The following is a 20,448-nucleotide window of genomic DNA, read 5'->3' on the forward strand; positions in this document are numbered from 1 at the left end:
CCAGTCTTTCTACTTGGTACTCTAATATTGATACGATGAACAACCTAAAAATATTAATCCTGGACGATGAATCCCGGATCACGGAAAAGCTAAAATATCATCTCGACAAGAGAAACTTTGAGGTATTTACGGCCAATATGCCCAATGAGGGTTTTGCCTTGCTTGAAAAGGAACAACCGGGAATACTGATTCTGGATGTGTTGCTTCCGGGTATGAACGGACTGGACGTGCTGAACAAAGTAAAAGAGGATTTCCCGAATACCGAAGTTATCATGATCAGCGGCTATGGCGATATGGACATGGTGATTGAAGCCATGCGTAGCGGTGCCTCCGACTTTATCCGTAAACCATTTCAGGTGATGGATATTCAGGTGGCTGTGGAGCGAACCGGAAAGTTTGTGGAACTTCAGAAAAAGCTGGAGAATGCTGAAAATATTGGATCTTTGGTTTCAAAGGAGTTGGAAGGAATGATCGAAAAAGATTTTGTCGGAGAAAGCGAAGCCATCAAACGTGTTATAAAAATGGCACTAAAGGCTGCCAGGGATAGGGATGTTAATGTATTGGTGACAGGTGAAAACGGAACAGGTAAAGAGATTATTTCCAGGATAATTCATTACGGAAGTCCCAGGAACGAACAGGTTTTTGCCCCGGTTAACAGTTCCGCTATTCCTGTCAGTCTGCTCGAAAGCGAATTTTTTGGACACGTAAAAGGAGCTTTTACAGATGCCCGCGAGGATAAAAAAGGGTATTTTGAGCTGGCCAACAAGGGAACCCTTTTTCTGGATGAGATAGCCGATATGCCATTTGCGTTGCAAGCAAAGCTGTTGCGCGCAATTGAGGAAAACAAAGTGAAGCGGGTAGGAGGTACCAAAGAGATGCCGGTGGATGTGCGGATTATTTCGGCCACCAATAAAAACATTGAGCAGTTGATAGAAGAGAACAAGTTTCGCATCGACCTGTATCATCGAATCAATACCATTGAAATAAACATACCTCCGTTGCGCGAAAGACCGGAAGATATCCAACCGCTACTGATGCATTTTGTGCAATCTTTTGCACGAAAAAAGAACATCGAAGTACCCGCTATCAGTGTCGACATAATTAAAAAACTGCAAGCCTATTATTTTCCGGGCAATGTGCGCGAACTCCGCAATATGGTGGAGCGTGCACTAATATTACTGGATGGGGATAAGTTGACACCTGAAGATTTTCCGTTAAAAGGAGATGTTAAAAAAGTAGCCATGGCTTATGATACCTTGGATTTGGAAAGGAACGAACACAAGTTAATAATGGAAGCCCTAAAACGCTGTGATATGAACCAAACGCAGGCAGCGGAACTTCTTTGTATTTCGAGGGATGCGTTAAAACGAAAGATTAAAAAGTTTGGGATTGAGATTGATAAGAGTATTGCGTGATATTCGTTGTTTGCTATTGACATCCATGTTTTTTGTTAAGAAATTAGGACCCTAAAGATTTTGAAAATTCTATTGACGGTGTCCGCGATTTAGTGAAGCAATTGCTAACACTATCTTCCGGAATCATGGCTATAACGATCTCTTTTACTAAGGATTTTGTTTCGTAAGACAGTATTTCTGCATCCATTAAATTGGAACTGCCACAGCGCTGACTTCATAGTCAAAATGTTGTAATAGCTTTTCTAATGCATATTGCGGGTTGAACCTTATTACCCGAATCACAAACCATTCTGCTAAAACTGTATCCTTTATTGATTGAATCACAAACCTTATTGATTGACTTCCGAACCTCATTGTTTGAGTCATGAACCTTATTGTTTGACCTCCGTACCTCATTGATTGAATCGCAAACCTTATTGTTTGGCCTCCGAATTTCATTGTTTGGGTCTCTGACCTTATTGTTTAGCCTCCGAACCTCATTGTTTGAAAAAAAGAGGATGTAAAGAATACAACCTCTTTTTGTCTGCAAATTTTGTGAACCTTTAATATAAATCACATAAAATATGTTGTTAATACTATAAGATAACGAATAAGGTTACGCTACAGTGCGATTTTGTTGCTGCCATTCGTATCGGCGATTTACTTTCAGTTTTGGCCATTATTCTAAATACTTTGGAAAGGGTTACGATTAGACGTTTACGTTTTGTTCCTGTTGTTTAATGGCTTTTTTTAATAGTGCTGTTCCGGTTTTATAGGCAGTAACACTTCCCGGCCCGTTCATACATCCACCTTCGCATCCCATTACTTCAATAAAATTGTAATCGGGTGCTTTTGTACTAAAGGCCTTCAGTAATTTGATGTTCTTTTTGTGCAGACCATCGATCAAAAACTCTTTAAAGGCATATCCGTTGGGTACGCTATTTTTAATGGCTTGGGCTACGCCCCCGCTTAATGCAAAACCCCGTGCTTCGGCAGAGATGTTCGAACCTAATGTCACATTCTCGATAGTCGCAAAATCTATTTCATAAGCGGTAAAAAAAGAGTTTAGTTCTTCAAATGTCATCACAAAATCAATTTCTCCTGATGCACTGGCTTCATGTCGTTTGGCCAGGCATGGGCCAATAAATACACGTTTGGCGTTTGGGAATTTCTTCTTCGCTATGTGTGCAGTATAAATCATGGGCGATTTGGTATGCGATACCAATGGCTGAAGTGTTTTGATATGTTTTTCGCTCAGTAAGGTGTGAGCAGGACAACAAGATGATGTCAGAAATGGATCATTTTTCTGAACTGTTTCGATCCATTCTTCCGTTTCGTTTTTGGCGGTAATATCGGCACCTTCGGCAACCTCAATTATATGTGTAAAACCAATGGCTTTGAGGGCCCCTAATATTTGTTCGGCACTGGCTTTAAACTGCCCCAGAATAGCGGGGGCAACCATGGCGACGGTCTCCTCCTGGCTTTTTAATGTTTTGGCCAGCTGAAGCACCTGTGACTTTTCCATGACAGCACCAAACGGACAGGCAGTCATGCATTTACCGCAATATATACATTTGCCCATATCAATCACCTCAATACCCTCTTCGTTCTTTTTGATCGCTTGCACGGGACAGGCTTCTTCGCAGGGTACAGGCAAATAGGCGATTGCATGAAAGGGGCAAGCCTTTTGACATAATCCGCAGTTCACACACTTTTGGTTGTCGATAATCGCTTTGCTATTCACCACTCTAATGGCATCTTTGGGGCAGTTGACCTGACAAGCACGTCCGGCACATCCCTGGCAAAGGTTGCTAACCGTATAATTTACCTGTACACAAGAACTACAAGCCTCGTCGATAACAGTTAAATGCTCTTTGGGGATTTCCGTTTTTTCCAAAGCTTTCTGGGCATATTCACTTAGTGGTGTAAGTTCGTCTTCTTCGTCCTCGGTGCAAAAGCCCATGATAGCCATCGATTTGTACTTGATCACAGCCCGGTCCTTATGCACGCAGCACCTAATGGGCGTTTTCGATTTAGGTCGCATTTCCAAAGGTATACGATCTATTTTTTCGATAAGTTGATCTTGCTTTAATAGTTTGATTAAGGTAGTTTGTAGCTCCCTTTTAGTTTGAATTGCGTTGTTAAAATAAGTCATTCGCTAGTTCAAGTTTATATTTTCAGATATTTTATTACGATCTCTTAATCTACAGTCTGGGTCCTAAAAAGTGACGTGCTTTTCCCGAATAAAACAAAGTTTAAATATGGGATGTTTTTCGAGTACCCCCGGAAACGCTACAAAATCATTGATTTTGATATTTTCGGGACTGCGTACAACCGACTGCTGACCGGTAACTGTTAACTTTTTACTTCTCATTCTGCTTTGTTATAGATACGTGATAGAGGTTTTCTTTAAAAATTTGTTTTCCAGACGGTGTGAAATCCTTTTGACAACGTTACGTCTGATTTCCAACTCTACCGGAAGGTTGGGGTCCTGGTGTGCGTTGTTCACTCTTGTGCCGGAAATAAATTGTATCTCATCGCTTTCCATCATCATCTTAATGATTTCGCCGGATGTGGAACTGGGCACTTGCCCGATAGAATTAATGGTTTCAAGTTCTTCGGAGACTTTAGCCAGGGTGATAATTCCTTCGGTAACCAGGTCAACACCCTTCATGGTAGCTTTTGGGGGCAAGCCTGGAACATAATTGTTCAGGTCAATTTCAACTTCACTTCCTAATTCCCGGGCAACAATTTTAGATGTTGTTCCGCCGCAAACAATTGTCTTGCCATAAAAATCGCTGATGGAGCGGGCCAAAACAGTATCGTTTTCTTTATGAAAGGGAGGGCCCGTTACAATAAGCAATTTCCTGGGTCGCCTGTAATATAGTACGCAACAGGAAGCATCATCTTGTAAAGTGTTGTTGTCAATGTGCATTGATTGTGCAATAATGTCTCCCGCCAGCTCATGCGCTGATATGTTGGGTTGTTGGTTGATGGTTTTCCGGATAAAAGATTTTAATCCAGAGAGTTGCCATCCAAAGTGCATCTCGTCACTTCCCATGCCGCATTGTGTTACCCCATCGGTCACCATAATGATGCGATCTTCCTTCTCGAGTTTAAAATCGTATTGATAAATCTTGTTTCTGCAAGATTGAATATTGCTGAGCGTTTTTTCTTTTTTATGGAGTTCGATAAATTCACCACGTCTAAAAACCAATATAGGGGGATTATCATATTCGATAACTTTAACCTTGCCTTTGTAATTAATGTCAAGTATAGAAAAAGTAGAATAGCTCACTTTTCGTTTGGAATCCAGGGGCAAAGTGTTGGTAATGAATTCTGCAGTTCTTTCAACCGGCTCTCCGGCAATGGTAAACTGAAGTGCCATAGTGCTTGTCATCGTGGCCGAAATATTGGCCTTGACACCACTTCCCAGTCCATCAGAAACAACGGCAACCAATCTGTTTTCCTCCTTTATCTTGCTAAACAGGATGGAGTCGCCACAGGTTGATTCACCGGCCTTTGCATGGCTGATGTGTTCAGCTTCTATCACAAAAGGACTATTCATTGTTGGCCATAATTTTTGGTTGTGCCGAAATTCCCTCCGAGGAATAGTCGTTCAGGATGGAGTTGAGCAAGGAATCGGTATGTGAAGCGTTTTCGCCAAGTAAAGCAGCAATCTTCTGAACTGTTTCCATGTTCTTTTTAATCACTTCTCGGGTCCTGTTTTCAATGATGTCCGCTTTAAACTCTTTGTTTTTGAAATTTTGAATGATTCCGGTAATCAGCTTGTGTTTTTGAATGTTGAATATGGAGAGCTGAAAATTATTTCCGTTTTGGTTGATAGCGATTTGGTTATATTCTTTACCGGTGTGAATAGCTGTTTTAAAATGCTCTGTAAAATACCCCAGGTCGTCAATGGTGATGCCCTTTAGTCCATTGTTTTTTAAATAGCTTTTTTCAATGTCAGGTCCCAACATTTTTGCGCAACTCAGGTTCATTTCTGTCACCATGAGGTCTTGGTTGACAACCATTACGCCCGATGGAATCTTTTTAAGTAATACAGTGGCCTGGTTGTGGGCGATTTTTCTAAGATGTGAAACGCACATGTTTGTCTCCGCCATACCCGCTAAAGTTGCTTGGGCAAACTCCCGGCAGGTATTGTAACCGCAACTCCCACAGTTCAGCTCTTCGGACGGATCCGATTTCCCGATACTGTAAAGTGTCTCCTGGATTTCTTTGGGCGAAAACTCGGGTTGTCGAATAGGTTTTGCACCAAAGTAATCACATTCAATATTTATAAGAACGGGATCATGTTCTTTTTCTACGGAATTATTTTGGCTGTAAAGTATATCAATCTTTTTTTGGACGGGGTTTGCTTCGCTGATGCAACCGGGGCCGTTGATGCAGCCTCCTTCGCATAACAGGAGTTCCAGGAAAACAGGGCCATTATGTTGAATATTGTCCAGATTTTCAAGCACCCGTTTTACTTCGTAGATACCTGAAAAAGAAAGGCTTAAAATATTGCTGTCCTTGGTTTCGGACAATGTCTTAATCATCCCGCCATCTACGGGATAAACGTTTCCGGTATTGGCGCGGTGAGGAAAAAACGGAGTGTTTTGTAACTCCTTGTCCATTTTTTCCATTATTCCCTCTTCTTCCATCCACTGGTTCAGTTCCGTAAACGAGATGGCCGTGTCTATTAGTTTGGGCCAATTGTCGGCTTCGGCCTTTTTGGCAATGCAAGGACCTATAAAGACAACAGAAATATCATCGCCCAGTTCTTGCTTCAGCATTTTGGCATGTGAAAGCATGGGAGACAGAAAAGGGGTGATGTTGGGAATGTGTTGTGGATAATATTTTTTTATGAGTTCAACAACACCGGGACATGCCGAGGAGATAAATACACCTTTCTTGCGGGCTTTCAAAAACTGCCCGGTGTGCTCGGTCACTATTTGAGCGCCTAACGCAGTTTCCGAAATGTAGTTAAAACCCATTGCTGTTAACGCGGCAATTAATTGTTGTTCAGATATGTTTTTAAACTCCGAACGAAATGAAGGGGCTAATGACACCACGGTTGTTGTGTCTGATTTAATCAGTTGTTTAACCCTGGAAACACCATCGCGCACCTGCTTGGCACCTGCAGGACAAATAGAAACACAATGGCCGCAGTAAACACAGCGTTCGTCAATAATCGAAGCTTTTTGCTCCGTTATTTTTATAGCTTTCGACGGGCAATTGCGAATGCACTTGTAGCAATCCTTGCAGTCGTTTTCTATGGTATAGATGGGTTTTGTGTTCATGGTCTATCCGAGTGTTTCCTCAAGCAGTTTTTCTACCTGAAAAGGTTGCACTTCTTCGTACGATTGGTCATCGATGGTTATTACCGGACCGCGGTTGCAGTTTTCGTTGCAAAGGTGACCTCTGAAGTCAAGTGAAGCGCCAATGTTTCTTTCTTCCACAAAAGATTGAATAATCTTCAGGTTTTCGGCATTACCCCTTGTATAACAAGAACTTCCCAGGCAAATTCTTATTGTATGTGTTTTTTGATTTTGACCCATGACATCCATAATTTAAACTTGTGATATCCAATTGTGTGCCAACTTGCTTAAATGGAAAGTATTCAGAAAGTTAAGAAGGTGTCGTGTTGCATGGTAAATTAGCAATGCACTAAAATAGGACATTTATATTTGTTCAGAATGTCCTAATATAATACATTGTCCTAATAAAGGACGCTATGTGTTTAGCTGAATCTGAATTTCGGGAATGGAAATTTCGTATTTCTTTGATTTCAGGTACAGGGTGTTTCTGCTAATGCCTAAGGTTTTGGCCGTTTTTGTCATATTTCCCTTGTGCTGTTTCAGGGTGTTGATGATATGATTTTTTTCTACTTCTTTAAGCGACTGAGGAGCGGCGAATTCCGATTGTGCCTGGACGAAAGGAATATGGGTGATCAATTGTTCTTCTTGTTTAAGTTTTTGAAAGCTGTCCAAAGAAATTTTCCCGTTAAAGTTGACCAGTTGCTCGATAAAATTCTCCAATTCCCGCACATTGCCCGGCCAGTCATAGTCCAACAACTGTTGCAGGGTGGAATATCCCATTTGAGGGATATCTTTTTGAAGCTTAAGACTTTTCTGGTTCAGGAAAAAACGGATTAAAGATGGCAGGTCGCTTTTGCGTTCACGTAACGAAGGGATGTGCAAAGGAATAACGCTTATCCTGTAATATAAGTCCATTCTGAAATTGCTTTTTTCAACCTCTTCGGCCAGGTTTTTATTGGTAGCGGCAATGATTCTCACATCCACAGGAATCACCTTGTCGCCACCAATTCTGGTAACACTGCTTTCCTGAATGGTTCTGAGCAGTTTTACCTGCATGTCCGGTTTCATGTCTCCAATCTCGTCCAGAAACAGGGTGCCCTTGTTCGCCAACTCAAATTTTCCGGACTGGCCACCTTTCTTAGCACCGGTAAAGGCACCATCGTCATAACCAAAAAGTTCGCTTTCAATCAAATTTTCTGGTATGGCCGCACAGTTAATGGCCACAAATGCGTTTTTTTTGCGATTGCTGGCATTGTGGATACTTTGCGCAAAAACTTCTTTCCCAGTGCCGCTTTCGCCTTCGATTAAAATCGTAGATGGACTATTCGCAATGGTTTCGGCATACTCAATCACCTGTTTCATCGCTTTGCTCTTGCCAATAATATCTTTAAAACGGTACCTGGCTTCCATTCCCAAATTCTTTGAATACGACGATTTCATTTTCTCCAAAGTGCGGAATACAATGCAAAAGCCTATCATGCTATTATTTTGGTCGTTAATTGCAGCAGCATCCATATTCAATTTAAGCAAGCTTGCCTGATTGGTAATTATAACCTCTTCATTTTTGACGAGATTCCCCGCGCTTAATTTCTTAAAAATAGTGCTCCAATTGGGGATCAATTTGCGAATAGATGTTTTTGTTAGGGATTCCTTATTGATTTTTAGTGTTCTGCAAATGTGCATGTTGGCATAAAGAATATTACCGCCCTGATCGGTGGCGATCATGCCTGCTTTTACGGAATCAATCATCGCCGAAAAAAAAGCCTCGCTTTGTCCTAGCATATTCAGGGTGTGGCTTTCCTTGATGTGCTGATCGATATTCTCGCAGATTAAATTTAGATAAGTAACTACATTGGTCTCCTTATCCATTAATCCTAGTGCCAAAAACATTTGTGAACCATATAATGCTTTTGACACGATCGTAAAATCGTTGGTCGTAAGGTTTTGTTGAGATTCCCGGATGTGTTTTAGGAATGAAACCTTATAAGGCGCAAGTTCCCCGGTAATTCTCGTGTAAACCAATTTCTTTTCAGCGTCAAGAAGAGCAATCGCACAAGGACAGGGAAAAAAGCTTGTGAGTCGGTCTTCTAAAAAACGATGTATCAAAGATAAGGTCGTATGCACGTTCAATCTGTTCGTAAAATCAATAGGTTGAGTACAAAACTAATTAAAAAATAAATATTAGGCTTGCAATTACTGATTCATTGAAAAATAAATATTGGGTGGGCTATTGCGCCCAGTCGGGCGGTTTTACATTATTCTACTTGTATTTGGTTTGTCTGGCTTAAGAGTGGTAATATTCAGATATGCAGATACATGCGATTATTGAACTCCCCGGTTTTGTTTTTTGGTATAAGGCTTGGTTAAAAGAAAGTGTAGCTGAATATTTCAGTTACATAATCTTTAAAACGTTAGACAATGGAAGTGAAAAAAACGAAAGAAGCCGACCTGGAGCGAAAACGGTTTATGTTTTTACAGATTGGTTTAGTGGTGGCTTTGGGAGCTTCGCTAGTAGCATTCGAATGGAAGACTATCCGTCAGAATCCCGGAGTACTGGTCGATAACTCGATTTTTGATAACGATGAAGAAATGATCCCTGTTATTAGGGAGAAAGAACCTGAAGTAGAGCAGCCGAAACCAAAACAGATTGTTTTGGAAGAGTTGCTTATCGTTGATGATGAGTACGATTTGCCAGAAGAGGAGTTGGAAATTAATTCAGAATCATTGGAAGATATGTCCATCGCACTGGAACACATGGGAGAACAAGAGGAAGATACCGATCCAATACCGTTCTTTGCCGTGTCCGACAAACCAGAGTTTCCGGGCGGAGAAAAGGCGTTGAGATCCTTTCTGGCTTCCTCGGTAAGGTATCCGGTAATAGCCGCCGAAAACGGCATTGAAGGTACTGTTTATCTGAGTTTTGTGATTAGTGAAACCGGCCAGGTTGAAAAAGTTAGCATACTCCGGGGGGTCGATGCTAATTTGGACAGGGAGGCTTTACGGGTGGTATCGGGTATGCCCGATTGGAAGCCAGGTAAACAAGGCACTCGCGCGGTGCCCGTGTCGTATCAGGTACCAATAAAGTTTGCTTTACGATAAGTTGTTAATATATAGTGATTACCAATAATTCCCAAGCAAGCAATAAAAATAAAATTCTTAGATATAGCTGCCTCGTTTTCCCTTTTCGAGGCAGGTTTTTTTTAACTAAAATATGAACTCCATGATTATTCTTAATGTACTTTCTTTGCGTAATTTTAACGTAGTGTTCGTTGCCTTGTTCTTTTATATTTCCGGCTGTCAGACTTCTGGAGATTCCATTAAAAGCCGATCGGTTGGTGCCCCTGGTGAGCTTTTGGTGGTGATGGATAAGGGCTTGCAAAAAACAGAAGTAAAAAGAGTTATAGCTGCCTTTGCCAACCAGGAATTCCCTTGCGTACCGCAAGCGGAACCGACCTTTAAAGTATCTTCCATAACGCCCAATGACTTTGAAGGGCATTTTAAGGCATATCGAAACATTATTATCGTGCAACAAAAAGCATTAGATAAACCTAAGATTTTATTCCGGAGAAGTGTTTGGGCAAGGCATCAGCAGGTTGTTGAAATTGAGATCCCAAATATAGCTTCTTTCTCGAAAGTATTTAAAGATCATCAATCACAAATATTTGATTTTCTGTATTATGGTGATATTAAAACCATGAAATTGGCTAACTTTAAAGGTGCTGATACCGCAACAAGACGATATATCCACGATAAGCATGGGGTGAAAATGGTGCTGCCCAAAGGTTATAGATTGGTTAAAGATACAGCTGACTTTAGTTGGTTTAGGTTCGATCGATTAGAAACATCCATGCACATTGTGCTAAAATCTTTCGAACTGGAAAACATATCGTCCATTAGCGATAAGGACTTGGTACACTTGCGCGATTCGGTAGGCAGGGTATTTATTCCCGGACCTTCGGAGCTAACTTGTATGCAAACGGAGAAAACAATACCTGTAGTTTCTAAAAGGATGGTTGTGAATGGTTTAAATGTGATCGAAGTCCGAGGATTATGGAAGGTGGAAGGTTTTTTTATGGGAGGGCCATTTGTCGATTATTTTATAATAGATGATGCCAATGGCCGGTTATTGATGATTGATGGTTTTGTTCACGCCCCGCAGAAGCAAAACAAAGCTTATTATGTAAGGCTGATCGAATCTATATTGCAATCTGTTAAAATTTGATAAATGTGATAACGGTACGATTATTGAAGATCAGAGTTAAATATTTCTGTGTAATTTCGCGTTCCAGCAATTAAAGAAGCGGAATACCGTTTAAAATATAAATAAACTTAATTCTAAACAGATAAAATACCCATGTCTGTTGTTATACAAACAAAGTGATGATTAAAAACATAGGCCCTTTGCCTCCTATGCTATAGAGGAGCAGGTGATGTTCGTTAGTCTTGATACTTGATACTTATTTTAATTAGATGAATGCTAGAATAATAATCGCAATAATTATATCCTGTATGCTTGCGCCATTGCAAGTACATGCTCAAACCTCCGATTTTGAAACCATCTTATCAAGGGGAATATCCGATTATCAAACCGGAAAATATGAAAAAGCCTTGTCTTGGTTTAAGCAAGCATATAAGCTTGATAAAAGCTCGGATTTGGTTTGCTACCAAATGGCGGCAACTTATCTGGCTTTGCAGGATGATGCGCAAGCCGCCGTTTACAGCAGTAAGTTGTTGGATAAAGGAGGGGAGTATTGCGAAGATGCATATCTCATAAATGGTTCGGCCTGGGAAAACCTTGGGAGATCCAGGAAAGCCAGAAAAATCTATAAGGAAGCTTTGAAGAAATATCCGGCTAGCTATTTGTTGCATTATAACCTGGCACTGTCCCAATTTAATAATAAGCAGTATGAAGAAGCACAAGAACACGCGGTTTTTGCCATTGAAATGTATCCCGCACATGCGAGCAGCCACCTGCTGTTAGCTTACATCATGTTCGACATGGGGGAAAGGGTGCGCAGCATGTTGCCCCTATACTACTTTTTGCTGCTGGAGCAGGACAGTGATCGCAGCACAACGGCTTATGATCTGTTGGGGTCTCTTTGGAACCAGGGTGTTCGTGTAAAAGGGCAGCGTGATATCCAGCTTATTAAGGCCGGTTTTAACTATGGCGAATTTGCCAATGCAGAATTGGCTGTAAGTATGATTAAAGCCTCTGAATTTGAGAAAGAGGCCGAAGGAACTGAGATAGGTAATAGTTTGTTGGTTAAATTTGCTAACAATAGTACAACGCTTTTTAAGATTTTGGAAGAGTCGTCTGTTGATAAAAATGGGTTCTGGTGGGATTTTTACGTGAACTTCTTTTCAAAGCTCCAAAAAAATAATTTTTCGGAAACATTCTGCTATTTTATTAGTGGTTGCCGATATAACGAGGATGTGTTATTGTGGATGTCGGAACATCACAATGAATTTCAGCGTTTTACATCTTGGATGGAGGCGCAGTAACAACTGTTGTCAAATAATTCCCGGGATTACCTGTTCGTTTTTCGATACTCCCCTTAAGCGTCGCATATCCTCCATTTTCATTCATGGATAAAAGCCGGATAAACTTTATTCATCAATTTTGAATCAAATTGGCCAAAGCCTCGTATGCACAGAAAAGCATGTAGAACTAATAAAAATAAAAAATTATGGGCAAGGTTAAAACAAAGCATTTTCAATATACTGGAGTGGATGATTTCGATACCGCGATAGATCTGCAAATCAATGACTTTATTGATGAGAATAATGTTGATTCTGACAATATTGTAGATATAAAGTACTCTGCTCACTCCAGCCAGGAGGTGAACACATACTCAGCATTGTTGGTGTATATCGAGGAATAAAATAATAAATAAAAGATATGGAAGGTCGTTACTGTTGGGAACGACCTTTTTTTGTGTGATTTTTTTAATGTATTTTTGCCCCATCCAATTTTGCGCATAGGAACTTTTTGTAATGAATATATTAGGTGACTAGAACGGAGAATGGATGTAATGTGGTGTTGCATATAGCATTGTAAAAGGGAATCCTGTAACCGATGTTTTCGGGAGTCAGGAACTGTACCCGCAGCCGTATTCTGCCCTAATGGGTGAGCGAAAAATCACTGACAGGCAACAGCCTGTTGGGAAGATGCTCTAAATGAAAGTCGGAAAACCTGCCACGAAAGAAATAAGTAACCGTTTAACTTTCGGGAGTATAAAGTGATGACAGTAAAAAAAAGTGGATTATTTGTGGTGCTTATATTTGTGCTGATGGCCTGTAATCAAAAACAAAACGCCAAGCACAAAAGCCGGAATGAACTTGAGGCTGATGCGGTTTATCAGCCTGCCTATGCCAATCGTTTCTCCATCCAATACTTTAAGGATCATAAAAAAATAGAGGTTAAACATCCGTGGGATGAAAGTGAAAAACCTATGGTTACTTTACTTTCCGACGATGAACAATTCCTTAAAGACCACCCTTCGGCCATAAAAATACCGGTAGAAAAATGGATTTCTGTAACATCGACGCAAATATGTTATGCGAACGAACTAAACGTTATTGACCAATTGGTTGGTATGGCAGAACCTGAATATGTATCTAACCCCAAGATTCAAGAGGGATTAAAAAAAGGAAACATAAGGAATATAGGAACAGCTTTTGCGCCTGATTTGGAGTTGTTGTTAGCCTTAAATCCTGATATGATGATGATATCCCCATTTAAAGAGGATTTTTACGGACCCGCGCGGAGCGCCGGCATTAATATCGCTACAAATAGCAGCTATCTTGAAAATACTCCATTGGGGAGGGTGGAATGGTTGGTATATGTGGCCGCATTTTTTAATAAAGAAGAGGAAGCTATTTCAAAAGTAACCGAAATTGCCCAAAGATACCACAAAGTGAAAGCGCTTGCGGCTAGTTCAAAAATACGGCCGAGCGTTTTTTTAGGTAAGGTGTATCAAGGCGTTTGGTATACGGCGGCGGCAGAAAGTTATAACGCAAACTTTTTAAGGGATGCAGGTGTCGACTATGTTTTTAAGGACAGGCATGGAACCGGTTCCCTAAGTTATGATTTTGAAACAGTGTATGAAGCGGCCGGTAACTGCGATTATTGGTCGTTGATGGTGAATTATAAAGATGAGTTTAGCTATTCCGCTTTACTGGATGAAGATGGAAGATATGCGGATTTTAAAGCTTTTAAAACTAAAAATGTAATTTTTTCCAACACCAATCATTCAATGTTGTACGAAAAGGGATTGTTGGAGCCTGATGTTGTCTTGTCGGATTTGGTAATGCTGTTTCACCCTGGTCTTTTGAAAGGTAAAGAGTTGGTATATTATAAAAAATTATATAAAGATTAGCGTTGTATGCAAGGCGAGCTCGCAAAAGGGAGGAAGAATTATGCTTTTATGGCGCTGACCATATTATTAGTTTTTCTTTTTGTGCTTAATATCTCCCTGGGATCGGTGTATATCCCATTTCAGGTAGTAGTGAAATGGATGTTGGGTTTACCGGTTGACAATGAGATATGGGGAAACATTTTGCTAAAATCAAGACTCCCGCAAGCAATAACTGCTTTGCTCGCCGGCGCGGGTTTGGCTGCGGGCGGACTTCAAATGCAAACCTTATTTCGGAATCCTTTAGCGGGGCCTTCTATTTTGGGTATTAGTTCCGGGGCTGGTTTGGGAGTGGCTATTGTAGTGCTGTTGTTTGGGGCAATACAGGGAATTTCGCTTTCCAGCATAGGATGGTTTGGCTCTCTTACCATTACAGGTGCAGCATTTGTAGGTGCGCTTTGGGTATTGTTTATGGTGCTTTTTTTGGCCCGTAAGCTAAAAAACAATGCGATGCTACTGATCGTAGGCATCATGGTAGGTTATGCTTCAAGTGCCATTGTAGGGCTATTGCAATATATCAGTAGCAAAGAAGATGTTCAGGCTTTTGTGGTGTGGGGCTTAGGGTCGTTTAATAATCTCTCCTGGGATAAACATGTCATATTTATACCCATGGTTTTATTGGGCTTATTAGGTTCCTTGTTCCTGATTAAGCCGTTGAATGTTTTGCTGTTAGGCGAAAACTATGCCGCTAATTTAGGTTTAAATATCAAACGTTCCAGAGTTGGTATTTTAATCGTGACCGGTTTGCTTACTGCTACAGTGACGGCTTTCTGTGGACCGGTGGCTTTTTTGGGACTGGCCGTTCCGCATCTTTGTAAAGGAATTTTCAAAACTGCCGACCATTCGGTTTTAATTCCCGGTGTAATATTATTTGGAGGCGTACTGGCTTTGTTTTGTCATCTAATAGCCCGATTGCCGGGTTTCGATGGGACTTTGCCCATCAATGCGGTGACCTCGCTTATTGGAGCGCCCATAGTGGTGTATGTAATCTTGAAACGACGTAGTTTAATGCAGTAATATGAAGGAGGCGCAAGAAAAAATGTTTTTAGGTACAGAAAACCTGGCCGTGGGTTACGATAAACATGCCGACCCGTTGCACCGGAATATCAACGTGAGCGTTAAGGCTGGTCAGTTTATCTGTCTGTTGGGGCCTAACGGAGCAGGGAAATCAACGCTAATAAAAACATTGTCGGGATTTTTAAAGCCGTTAGACGGGCAGGTATGGTATGGAAAGGATAAAATTGAAAATCTATCCGAGGCCCATCGCGCCAAAAGAGTTAGCGTAGTGCTAACCGACAGGATAGATGTGCAAAACCTAAGCGTGTTTGAGCTGGTTGCTTTAGGCAGAACACCTTATACAGGATTTTTTGGTAAGCTGATGAAGCAGGATGTGGAACTGGTTCTGCATGCCATAGAAGAAGTTGGATTAAAAGGGTATGCCCAGAAACACATGGACAAAATGAGTGATGGAGAACGTCAGAAGGCTATGATTGCCAAGGCGTTGGTGCAGGAAACCCCGTTTATTATATTGGATGAGCCAACGGCCTTCCTGGATTTGCCTGCGAAAATCGAAATCATGCAACTGCTCCGTCGTTTGTCAAGGAAAAAAAATAGAGGTATTCTCTTGTCTACCCACGACTTGGAAATGGCTTTACAGATAGCCGATAAAATTTGGTTACTGGGACAGGGAAGAACATTACAGGAAGGTATTCCTGAAGATTTGGTGCTATCAAATGATTTTAAGTGTTTTTTTGAGCGGGAAGGAATTGAGTTTGATAATATTACTGGCAGTTTTTTGTACCATAACATAAAAAGGGAGCCCATCTCAATAGTGGGAACAGGTATTCGGAGTACGTGGGTGAGCAGGGCATTATACCGCATAGGCTTTGAGCCGGTAATCGATGATTGCGAATGGAAGGTGGAGGTTGGTTCTGGTGCTCCTCATATTTATAGCTTGTATTTTAGGGGCAAACTGTTAGGCGAAAGCAATTCGATAGAGCACTTATTGAATTCGATAAGTGCTCAACTAATAACGGATTTAAATAATCTCTAACAAGCTAACGTCAAAAATAACTACAGCAAAAGGACCTATCCTTCCACCGGAACCTTTTTTGCCCCATCCTAGTTCAGGTGGCACATAAAATTTATAGCGGCTTCCAATTTTCATCATCATAAGACCTTCCTTGTAGCCATCAATCACTTCATCTAACTTAAACTCCATGGGTGAATTCTCCTTGTAGGTATCGTCCAATATCTTTCCTCCCAGAAGCATAGCCCGTTGGTGTACTTTTACGGTGCTGTCGTATCGAGGGCTGTCCCCTTCACCTTCTTTGATAATCTCATATTGAAGCCCCGATTCGGTTTCAATAATATTGGGTTTGTTAAGGTTTTGTAACAAGAATTCTTCCGACTTTTTTCGATTTTGTCCGGCAGATCCGCCGCTTGCTTGTTTCCCTTTTCCTTTGCTTCTTGCCATAATTGATTTATAATGCGATTAACTGTTTGAAAGTGCGTTATTGTGATATTACAGGACAGACTTGCCTCCCTTTGTAAATATTGCAATTAACATTGCCCTTACGGACTTTGCATTGATAGAACACGCTAACAGCACTTTGAGATTTTGGAATGCAATATATGGCCTGAAGAAACATACATTTCTAATATTCCCCTTCGATGCTGCAACCCAGTTCTTCAGCCCAAAGATAAAGTATTCTAATTAATTAGGGGATAATACCAGGTAAACAGGTAAGTGGTCGCTATAGCCGTTTAAATAATTTCCCCCGCCGTAGGTTCTTAAAAGGTAACCTTTATAATCACCATCTTGCTGAATTAGATAGGGTTTTTTGTAAATATAAGCAGAGTCGTACTGAAACCCTTTTGAGCTATCTAAAAGTCCCCGGGAGATGATCAATTGATCAAATAAATTCCATTTGCCCCTGTAAAAAAGCGTTCCTTTTCCTTCTTTGAAATTCATGGCTAAAGGATTATATAAGTTATTGTGCTCTAGGTTGTTTTGGGACGTATGTGCGTCAAGGTGAATATGAACGGATTCATCGGTTGGGTCATCATTTAAGTCGCCCATGGTAATAATCTTTGCATCCCTGTTTATGTGTAAAAGAGAGTCGATGATTTGCCTGTTCAATAAGGCAGCCGATTTTCTGGAAGGGAGGCTTCTTTTTTGCCCGCCGTACCTGCTGGGCCAGTGATTTACAATTACATGAATCGGGTCCCCCTCGAGTTTGCCGGAAACTAACAGTTGATCCCGGGTGTATAACCTTTTGCCAGTTTCGGTACTTTGTATTATCAAGGGAAATAGTTGGGTCTTTTCAATCCAGAAGGCACTTGGTTTATAGAGTAGGGCAACGTCAATTCCTCTTTTGTCGGGAGAGTCGAAATGGATGATAGAGTAACCTTTGTCTTTCAGTTTATCCGAATGGATTAAATCTTCCAAAACCGAACGGTTTTCAACTTCGCACAAACCTATCAAGGTGGGGCCATCTATGCCTTGGTCTGTGCCCAGGTCGGCAATAACTTTGCTCAGGTTCTGTTGTTTGGAAACGTATCGTTCTGTATTCCATGCTTTTGATCCGCTTGGTGTAAATTCGCCGTCGTAAACACCAACATCATTGATGGTATCGAAAAGATTTTCGAGATTGTAAAAGGCAATTACGTGTGGATTATGTATCTGGGTATGGTTGTTTGTGAACTTACACCCTGCAATTAATAGGGTCAGCATTAAAAATAAAATAATATAGCGCATCTGTATTTAATAATATATTTTACTAATTGTGGGCAATATACGTATTTTATTTTCCCAAAGGTGTGCCGTTGCCATTTGATAATATCTTAATTTACGGGCTTTTTAGGTGGTTAGGTTCTGTTGGAAACAGAGAGTTGACAATGCAATGGTAGACCAATTGGTCTGCTTACGCCCCAATGGCTTTAACAATGTCTCTTATCCGATCCAGATGAATCTGTAGGATTTTATCGTTTTTGTTACGTAACTCTAAATGTTCAACAAAAAAGTCATGTTCTTCCGTAATGGGAAAGTCCTTGTTGTAAAACTTAAGCTCTTGCTCTTTCACCTTAATTCTACTCTTCAGCTTGGAAAGAATATCCATATGCTCTTCCAGAGCCAATAATTCAACAGAATTTAATGCTTGGTCCTGTCTGTCCGAGGGTAAATGAATATTCCTGTCGATGGTAAGCTGAACCTCACTAATAAAAAGGTCCAGTCTTTTTTTCCAGAGTTTATATTCAAACTCCAGATCCATCAGTTGTATAGATCCGTTCTTCATAAAAATAATGTTTTGGTTTGTTTATTACTCATAGCTAATTTTCCTGTCCTGATTACCTGGTATTTTATTTAATTAAATTTACATAAAACGCATTAAATTATCACTATAAGCAATAGTTAATTTAGCTTATGAAACAAAAAAAGCCGATAAATGTTGATTTATCGACTCAAAAATATTCTTATGGTTATTAAATGGCTTTCAGGCTTAAGTCTAAACTTTTAATATGATGCGTAAGGGCGCCCACTGAGATAAAGTCAACACCGCATTCTGCATAGTCTCTTAAAGTTTCAAGGGTTATTCCTCCGGATGATTCCGTTTCAAACCTTCCATTAATTAACGCTACCGCTTTTTTAGTTTCTTCGGGGGTAAAATTATCGAGCATGATACGATGAACACCCCCTACTTGTAAAACTTCGTTTAGTTCATCAAAATTCCTGACCTCCACTTCTATTTTAAGGTTTTTCCGGATCTGGTTCAAATATTGGTGAACCGCTTTAACGGCTTTTTCAATTCCCCCGGCATAATCAATATGGTTGTCTTTTAGCATGATCATGTCATATAAACCAATCCTGTGGTTAGCTCCACCTCCTATTTTCACAGCCAGTTTTTCTATTTCCCGCAGGCCGGGTGTGGTTTTTCGGGTGTCCAGAACCTGGGTTTTTAAACCTTCTAGTTTTTTCACATATACATTGGTTCGGGTAGCAATACCACTCATGCGCTGCATTATATTCAAAACAAGCCTTTCTGCTTTTAAAATGTCAAGGACTTTACTTTCTATTTTAAAAACAACATCGCCAGGTTTAACCTTTGCGCCATCTTTAATAAATACCTCAATACGCATATTGGGGTCAAATTTCTTAAACACCTTTTGTGCTATGTCAACACCAGCTAATACTCCTTCTTCTTTAACCAGTAATTGAGCTTTGCCCACAGCGGTTTCCGGTATGCAGGCTTGTGAGGAGTGGTCGCCATCTCCAATATCTTCGCGGATGGCGTTATCAATAATGCTATTCAGCACATCATCTTTAATCATCTTGTTGTTCAATTCTTAATTGGTGAATAAAGGTTTTAGAGTCCTTGTTTTTGGTTAAAAAATAGAACCTGTAAGTCGAGTTGTTGGTTTGATATTTTCCGATGGCAAACGATGAGTTCTCCCTAACACCCTGGTGAATAATATGAAAACTCCTGACCGGGTTTTTCTTGAAAAATTCGTCGAGGACCAGTTTCGCCTGGGCACTGCTAAACACACCCGACTTTTGCGGTAAAACCAGTTCTATCTTGCTGTTGAAATATTTTGATAATTCAGCGGCATCGGAGGTTTTTGTGGCTTCGATAATAGCATTCGGTAATTGGGCATATCCATTTACCGTAAGCATAAAAAATAAAGCTAGAACAATTTTCCCCCTGCTTAATGTTGATCTTAGAATATCCATTCGTTCAACTTTTGGTACAACAAAAATAAACTATTACAAATATTAAACCATGTAGTATGGTTGTTTTTGTATTATTATTTTTACATTCTTATAAATTACACATGTATACGCATGAAAATAATATTAGTTTTAATAGGTAAGACCGATGAGGCTTATTTAGATACAGGGATCAAGAAATATGTAGATAGATTAAAGCATTATATCCCTTTCGAAATGAAGGTGATACCCGATTTAAGGAATACCAGGAAAATGACGGAAGATCAGCAAAAAAATAAAGAGGGAGCACTGATTTTACAACACGTTCAGCCCGGTGATGAGTTGGTGTTATTGGATGAAGGGGGAAAAGTGTTCTCATCGAGGGAATTTGCGGGTTTTATGGAACAAAAGTTGTTGATAGGCTTAAAAAGGTTGGTTTTTGTAGTTGGGGGTCCGTATGGTTTTTCAAAGGATGTTTATGACAAAGCGAACGGGAAAGTGTCTTTATCCAAAATGACATTCTCGCACCAAATGGTTCGTTTGATATTTGCCGAACAAATGTACCGGGCCATGACCATTCTAAAAAATCAACCCTATCACCACGATTAAAA

General features: G+C 40.4%; 20 protein-coding genes and 1 riboswitch. Of the genes, 9 read left to right on the forward strand and 11 right to left on the reverse strand.

Translation table 11 applies throughout. The features are described 5' to 3' along the window. Nucleotides 1–35 precede the first annotated feature (35 nt). Nucleotides 36–1,415: a sigma-54-dependent transcriptional regulator gene (locus ACRD64_RS17770; protein ID WP_430934807.1), complete on the forward strand. Its 1,380-nt coding sequence runs from the start codon at nt 36–38 to the stop codon at nt 1,413–1,415. A gap of 688 nt (nt 1,416–2,103) precedes the next feature. Here ACRD64_RS17770 and ACRD64_RS17775 read toward each other — a convergent pair. The 6 genes from ACRD64_RS17775 to ACRD64_RS17800 form a co-directional block, all read right to left on the reverse strand. Continuing rightward, the gene (locus ACRD64_RS17775) at nt 2,104–3,549 is read right to left on the reverse strand and encodes a monomeric [FeFe] hydrogenase (RefSeq protein ID WP_430934808.1); all 1,446 of its coding nucleotides are present in this window, start codon (nt 3,547–3,549) and stop codon (nt 2,104–2,106) included. Nucleotides 3,550–3,612: 63 nt separating this feature from the next. Continuing rightward, nucleotides 3,613–3,768: a hypothetical protein gene (locus ACRD64_RS17780; RefSeq protein WP_430934809.1), complete on the reverse strand. Its 156-nt coding sequence runs from the start codon at nt 3,766–3,768 to the stop codon at nt 3,613–3,615. Between the two features lie 9 nt (nt 3,769–3,777). Beyond that, nucleotides 3,778–4,962: a SpoIIE family protein phosphatase gene (locus ACRD64_RS17785; RefSeq protein ID WP_430934810.1), complete on the reverse strand. Its 1,185-nt coding sequence runs from the start codon at nt 4,960–4,962 to the stop codon at nt 3,778–3,780. After that, nucleotides 4,955–6,697 (reverse strand): [Fe-Fe] hydrogenase large subunit C-terminal domain-containing protein, encoded by a 1,743-nt coding sequence (locus tag ACRD64_RS17790; protein WP_430934811.1) that lies wholly within the window; start codon nt 6,695–6,697, stop codon nt 4,955–4,957. Before ACRD64_RS17790 ends, ACRD64_RS17785 begins: the two co-directional genes overlap by 8 nt. A gap of 3 nt (nt 6,698–6,700) precedes the next feature. After that, entirely contained in the window at nt 6,701–6,955 is a 255-nt protein-coding gene (locus ACRD64_RS17795) for a (2Fe-2S) ferredoxin domain-containing protein (protein ID WP_430934812.1), read from the reverse strand. 174 nt (nt 6,956–7,129) lie between these two features. Further along, nucleotides 7,130–8,605 (reverse strand): sigma-54 interaction domain-containing protein, encoded by a 1,476-nt coding sequence (locus ACRD64_RS17800; RefSeq protein ID WP_430934813.1) that lies wholly within the window; start codon nt 8,603–8,605, stop codon nt 7,130–7,132. 528 nt (nt 8,606–9,133) lie between these two features. Between ACRD64_RS17800 and ACRD64_RS17805 the strand changes: the two genes are divergently transcribed. The 7 genes from ACRD64_RS17805 (at nt 9,134) to ACRD64_RS17835 (ending at nt 16,183) form a co-directional block, all read left to right on the forward strand. Then, entirely contained in the window at nt 9,134–9,814 is a 681-nt protein-coding gene (locus ACRD64_RS17805; RefSeq protein ID WP_430934814.1) for an energy transducer TonB, read from the forward strand. A 121-nt stretch (nt 9,815–9,935) separates the two neighbouring features. Beyond that, nucleotides 9,936–10,937 (forward strand): DUF4837 family protein, encoded by a 1,002-nt coding sequence (locus ACRD64_RS17810; protein ID WP_430934815.1) that lies wholly within the window; start codon nt 9,936–9,938, stop codon nt 10,935–10,937. 248 nt (nt 10,938–11,185) lie between these two features. Next, complete coding sequence (locus tag ACRD64_RS17815) at nt 11,186–12,217, forward strand: tetratricopeptide repeat protein (RefSeq protein WP_430934816.1); 1,032 nt, start codon at nt 11,186–11,188, stop codon at nt 12,215–12,217. A gap of 185 nt (nt 12,218–12,402) precedes the next feature. Next, on the forward strand, nt 12,403–12,597 hold the full coding sequence (locus ACRD64_RS17820; RefSeq protein WP_430934817.1) for a hypothetical protein: 195 nt from the start codon (nt 12,403–12,405) through the stop codon (nt 12,595–12,597). Between the two features lie 136 nt (nt 12,598–12,733). Then, nucleotides 12,734–12,930, forward strand: a riboswitch (cobalamin riboswitch). Nucleotides 12,931–12,957: 27 nt separating this feature from the next. Further along, the gene (locus ACRD64_RS17825) at nt 12,958–14,094 is read left to right on the forward strand and encodes an ABC transporter substrate-binding protein (protein ID WP_430934818.1); all 1,137 of its coding nucleotides are present in this window, start codon (nt 12,958–12,960) and stop codon (nt 14,092–14,094) included. Nucleotides 14,095–14,100: 6 nt separating this feature from the next. Continuing rightward, the gene (locus ACRD64_RS17830) at nt 14,101–15,147 is read left to right on the forward strand and encodes an iron chelate uptake ABC transporter family permease subunit (protein WP_430934819.1); all 1,047 of its coding nucleotides are present in this window, start codon (nt 14,101–14,103) and stop codon (nt 15,145–15,147) included. Between the two features lies 1 nt (nt 15,148). Then, on the forward strand, nt 15,149–16,183 hold the full coding sequence (locus tag ACRD64_RS17835; protein WP_430934820.1) for an ABC transporter ATP-binding protein: 1,035 nt from the start codon (nt 15,149–15,151) through the stop codon (nt 16,181–16,183). On the opposite strand, the gene ACRD64_RS17840 is transcribed toward ACRD64_RS17835, so the two are convergent. The 5 genes from ACRD64_RS17840 to ACRD64_RS17860 form a co-directional block, all read right to left on the reverse strand. Continuing rightward, the gene (locus tag ACRD64_RS17840) at nt 16,169–16,606 is read right to left on the reverse strand and encodes an FKBP-type peptidyl-prolyl cis-trans isomerase (RefSeq protein WP_430934821.1); all 438 of its coding nucleotides are present in this window, start codon (nt 16,604–16,606) and stop codon (nt 16,169–16,171) included. The genes ACRD64_RS17835 and ACRD64_RS17840 overlap by 15 nt on opposite strands. Nucleotides 16,607–16,846: 240 nt before the next feature. Next, nucleotides 16,847–17,890: an endonuclease/exonuclease/phosphatase family protein gene (locus ACRD64_RS17845; protein WP_430934822.1), complete on the reverse strand. Its 1,044-nt coding sequence runs from the start codon at nt 17,888–17,890 to the stop codon at nt 16,847–16,849. Nucleotides 17,891–18,056: 166 nt separating this feature from the next. Then, nucleotides 18,057–18,428: a hypothetical protein gene (locus ACRD64_RS17850; RefSeq protein ID WP_430934823.1), complete on the reverse strand. Its 372-nt coding sequence runs from the start codon at nt 18,426–18,428 to the stop codon at nt 18,057–18,059. 187 nt (nt 18,429–18,615) lie between these two features. Next, entirely contained in the window at nt 18,616–19,461 is an 846-nt protein-coding gene (gene nadC, locus ACRD64_RS17855; protein WP_430934824.1) for a carboxylating nicotinate-nucleotide diphosphorylase, read from the reverse strand. Beyond that, nucleotides 19,454–19,861, reverse strand: a complete 408-nt coding sequence (locus tag ACRD64_RS17860) for a DUF4783 domain-containing protein (RefSeq protein WP_430934825.1) — start codon at nt 19,859–19,861, stop codon at nt 19,454–19,456. The genes nadC and ACRD64_RS17860 overlap by 8 nt, the downstream gene beginning before the upstream one ends. 111 nt (nt 19,862–19,972) lie before the next feature. Here ACRD64_RS17860 and rlmH point away from each other — a divergent pair, with 111 nt between their 5' ends. After that, nucleotides 19,973–20,446, forward strand: a complete 474-nt coding sequence (gene rlmH / locus ACRD64_RS17865; protein ID WP_430934826.1) for a 23S rRNA (pseudouridine(1915)-N(3))-methyltransferase RlmH — start codon at nt 19,973–19,975, stop codon at nt 20,444–20,446. Nucleotides 20,447–20,448 lie beyond the last annotated feature (2 nt).

The sequence above is a fragment of the Saccharicrinis sp. 156 genome, assembly GCF_050589685.1.
Taxonomy (GTDB): domain Bacteria; phylum Bacteroidota; class Bacteroidia; order Bacteroidales; family Marinilabiliaceae; genus Saccharicrinis.

Excerpts from the sequence above, each read along its gene's own strand:
- ACRD64_RS17770 (WP_430934807.1), top strand. The coding sequence starts at position 36 with ATGAACAACCTAAAAATATTAATCCTGGACGATGAATCCCGGATCACG.
- ACRD64_RS17775 (WP_430934808.1), bottom strand. The coding sequence starts at position 3,549 with ATGACTTATTTTAACAACGCAATTCAAACTAAAAGGGAGCTACAAACT.
- ACRD64_RS17780 (WP_430934809.1), bottom strand. The coding sequence starts at position 3,768 with ATGAGAAGTAAAAAGTTAACAGTTACCGGTCAGCAGTCGGTTGTACGC.
- ACRD64_RS17785 (WP_430934810.1), bottom strand. The coding sequence starts at position 4,962 with ATGAATAGTCCTTTTGTGATAGAAGCTGAACACATCAGCCATGCAAAG.
- ACRD64_RS17790 (WP_430934811.1), bottom strand. The coding sequence starts at position 6,697 with ATGAACACAAAACCCATCTATACCATAGAAAACGACTGCAAGGATTGC.
- ACRD64_RS17795 (WP_430934812.1), bottom strand. The coding sequence starts at position 6,955 with ATGGGTCAAAATCAAAAAACACATACAATAAGAATTTGCCTGGGAAGT.
- ACRD64_RS17800 (WP_430934813.1), bottom strand. The coding sequence starts at position 8,605 with ATGTTTTTGGCACTAGGATTAATGGATAAGGAGACCAATGTAGTTACT.
- ACRD64_RS17805 (WP_430934814.1), top strand. The coding sequence starts at position 9,134 with ATGGAAGTGAAAAAAACGAAAGAAGCCGACCTGGAGCGAAAACGGTTT.
- ACRD64_RS17810 (WP_430934815.1), top strand. The coding sequence starts at position 9,936 with ATGATTATTCTTAATGTACTTTCTTTGCGTAATTTTAACGTAGTGTTC.
- ACRD64_RS17815 (WP_430934816.1), top strand. The coding sequence starts at position 11,186 with ATGAATGCTAGAATAATAATCGCAATAATTATATCCTGTATGCTTGCG.
- ACRD64_RS17820 (WP_430934817.1), top strand. The coding sequence starts at position 12,403 with ATGGGCAAGGTTAAAACAAAGCATTTTCAATATACTGGAGTGGATGAT.
- ACRD64_RS17825 (WP_430934818.1), top strand. The coding sequence starts at position 12,958 with ATGACAGTAAAAAAAAGTGGATTATTTGTGGTGCTTATATTTGTGCTG.
- ACRD64_RS17830 (WP_430934819.1), top strand. The coding sequence starts at position 14,101 with ATGCAAGGCGAGCTCGCAAAAGGGAGGAAGAATTATGCTTTTATGGCG.
- ACRD64_RS17835 (WP_430934820.1), top strand. The coding sequence starts at position 15,149 with ATGAAGGAGGCGCAAGAAAAAATGTTTTTAGGTACAGAAAACCTGGCC.
- ACRD64_RS17840 (WP_430934821.1), bottom strand. The coding sequence starts at position 16,606 with ATGGCAAGAAGCAAAGGAAAAGGGAAACAAGCAAGCGGCGGATCTGCC.
- ACRD64_RS17845 (WP_430934822.1), bottom strand. The coding sequence starts at position 17,890 with ATGCGCTATATTATTTTATTTTTAATGCTGACCCTATTAATTGCAGGG.
- ACRD64_RS17850 (WP_430934823.1), bottom strand. The coding sequence starts at position 18,428 with ATGAAGAACGGATCTATACAACTGATGGATCTGGAGTTTGAATATAAA.
- nadC (WP_430934824.1), bottom strand. The coding sequence starts at position 19,461 with ATGATTAAAGATGATGTGCTGAATAGCATTATTGATAACGCCATCCGC.
- ACRD64_RS17860 (WP_430934825.1), bottom strand. The coding sequence starts at position 19,861 with ATGGATATTCTAAGATCAACATTAAGCAGGGGGAAAATTGTTCTAGCT.
- rlmH (WP_430934826.1), top strand. The coding sequence starts at position 19,973 with ATGAAAATAATATTAGTTTTAATAGGTAAGACCGATGAGGCTTATTTA.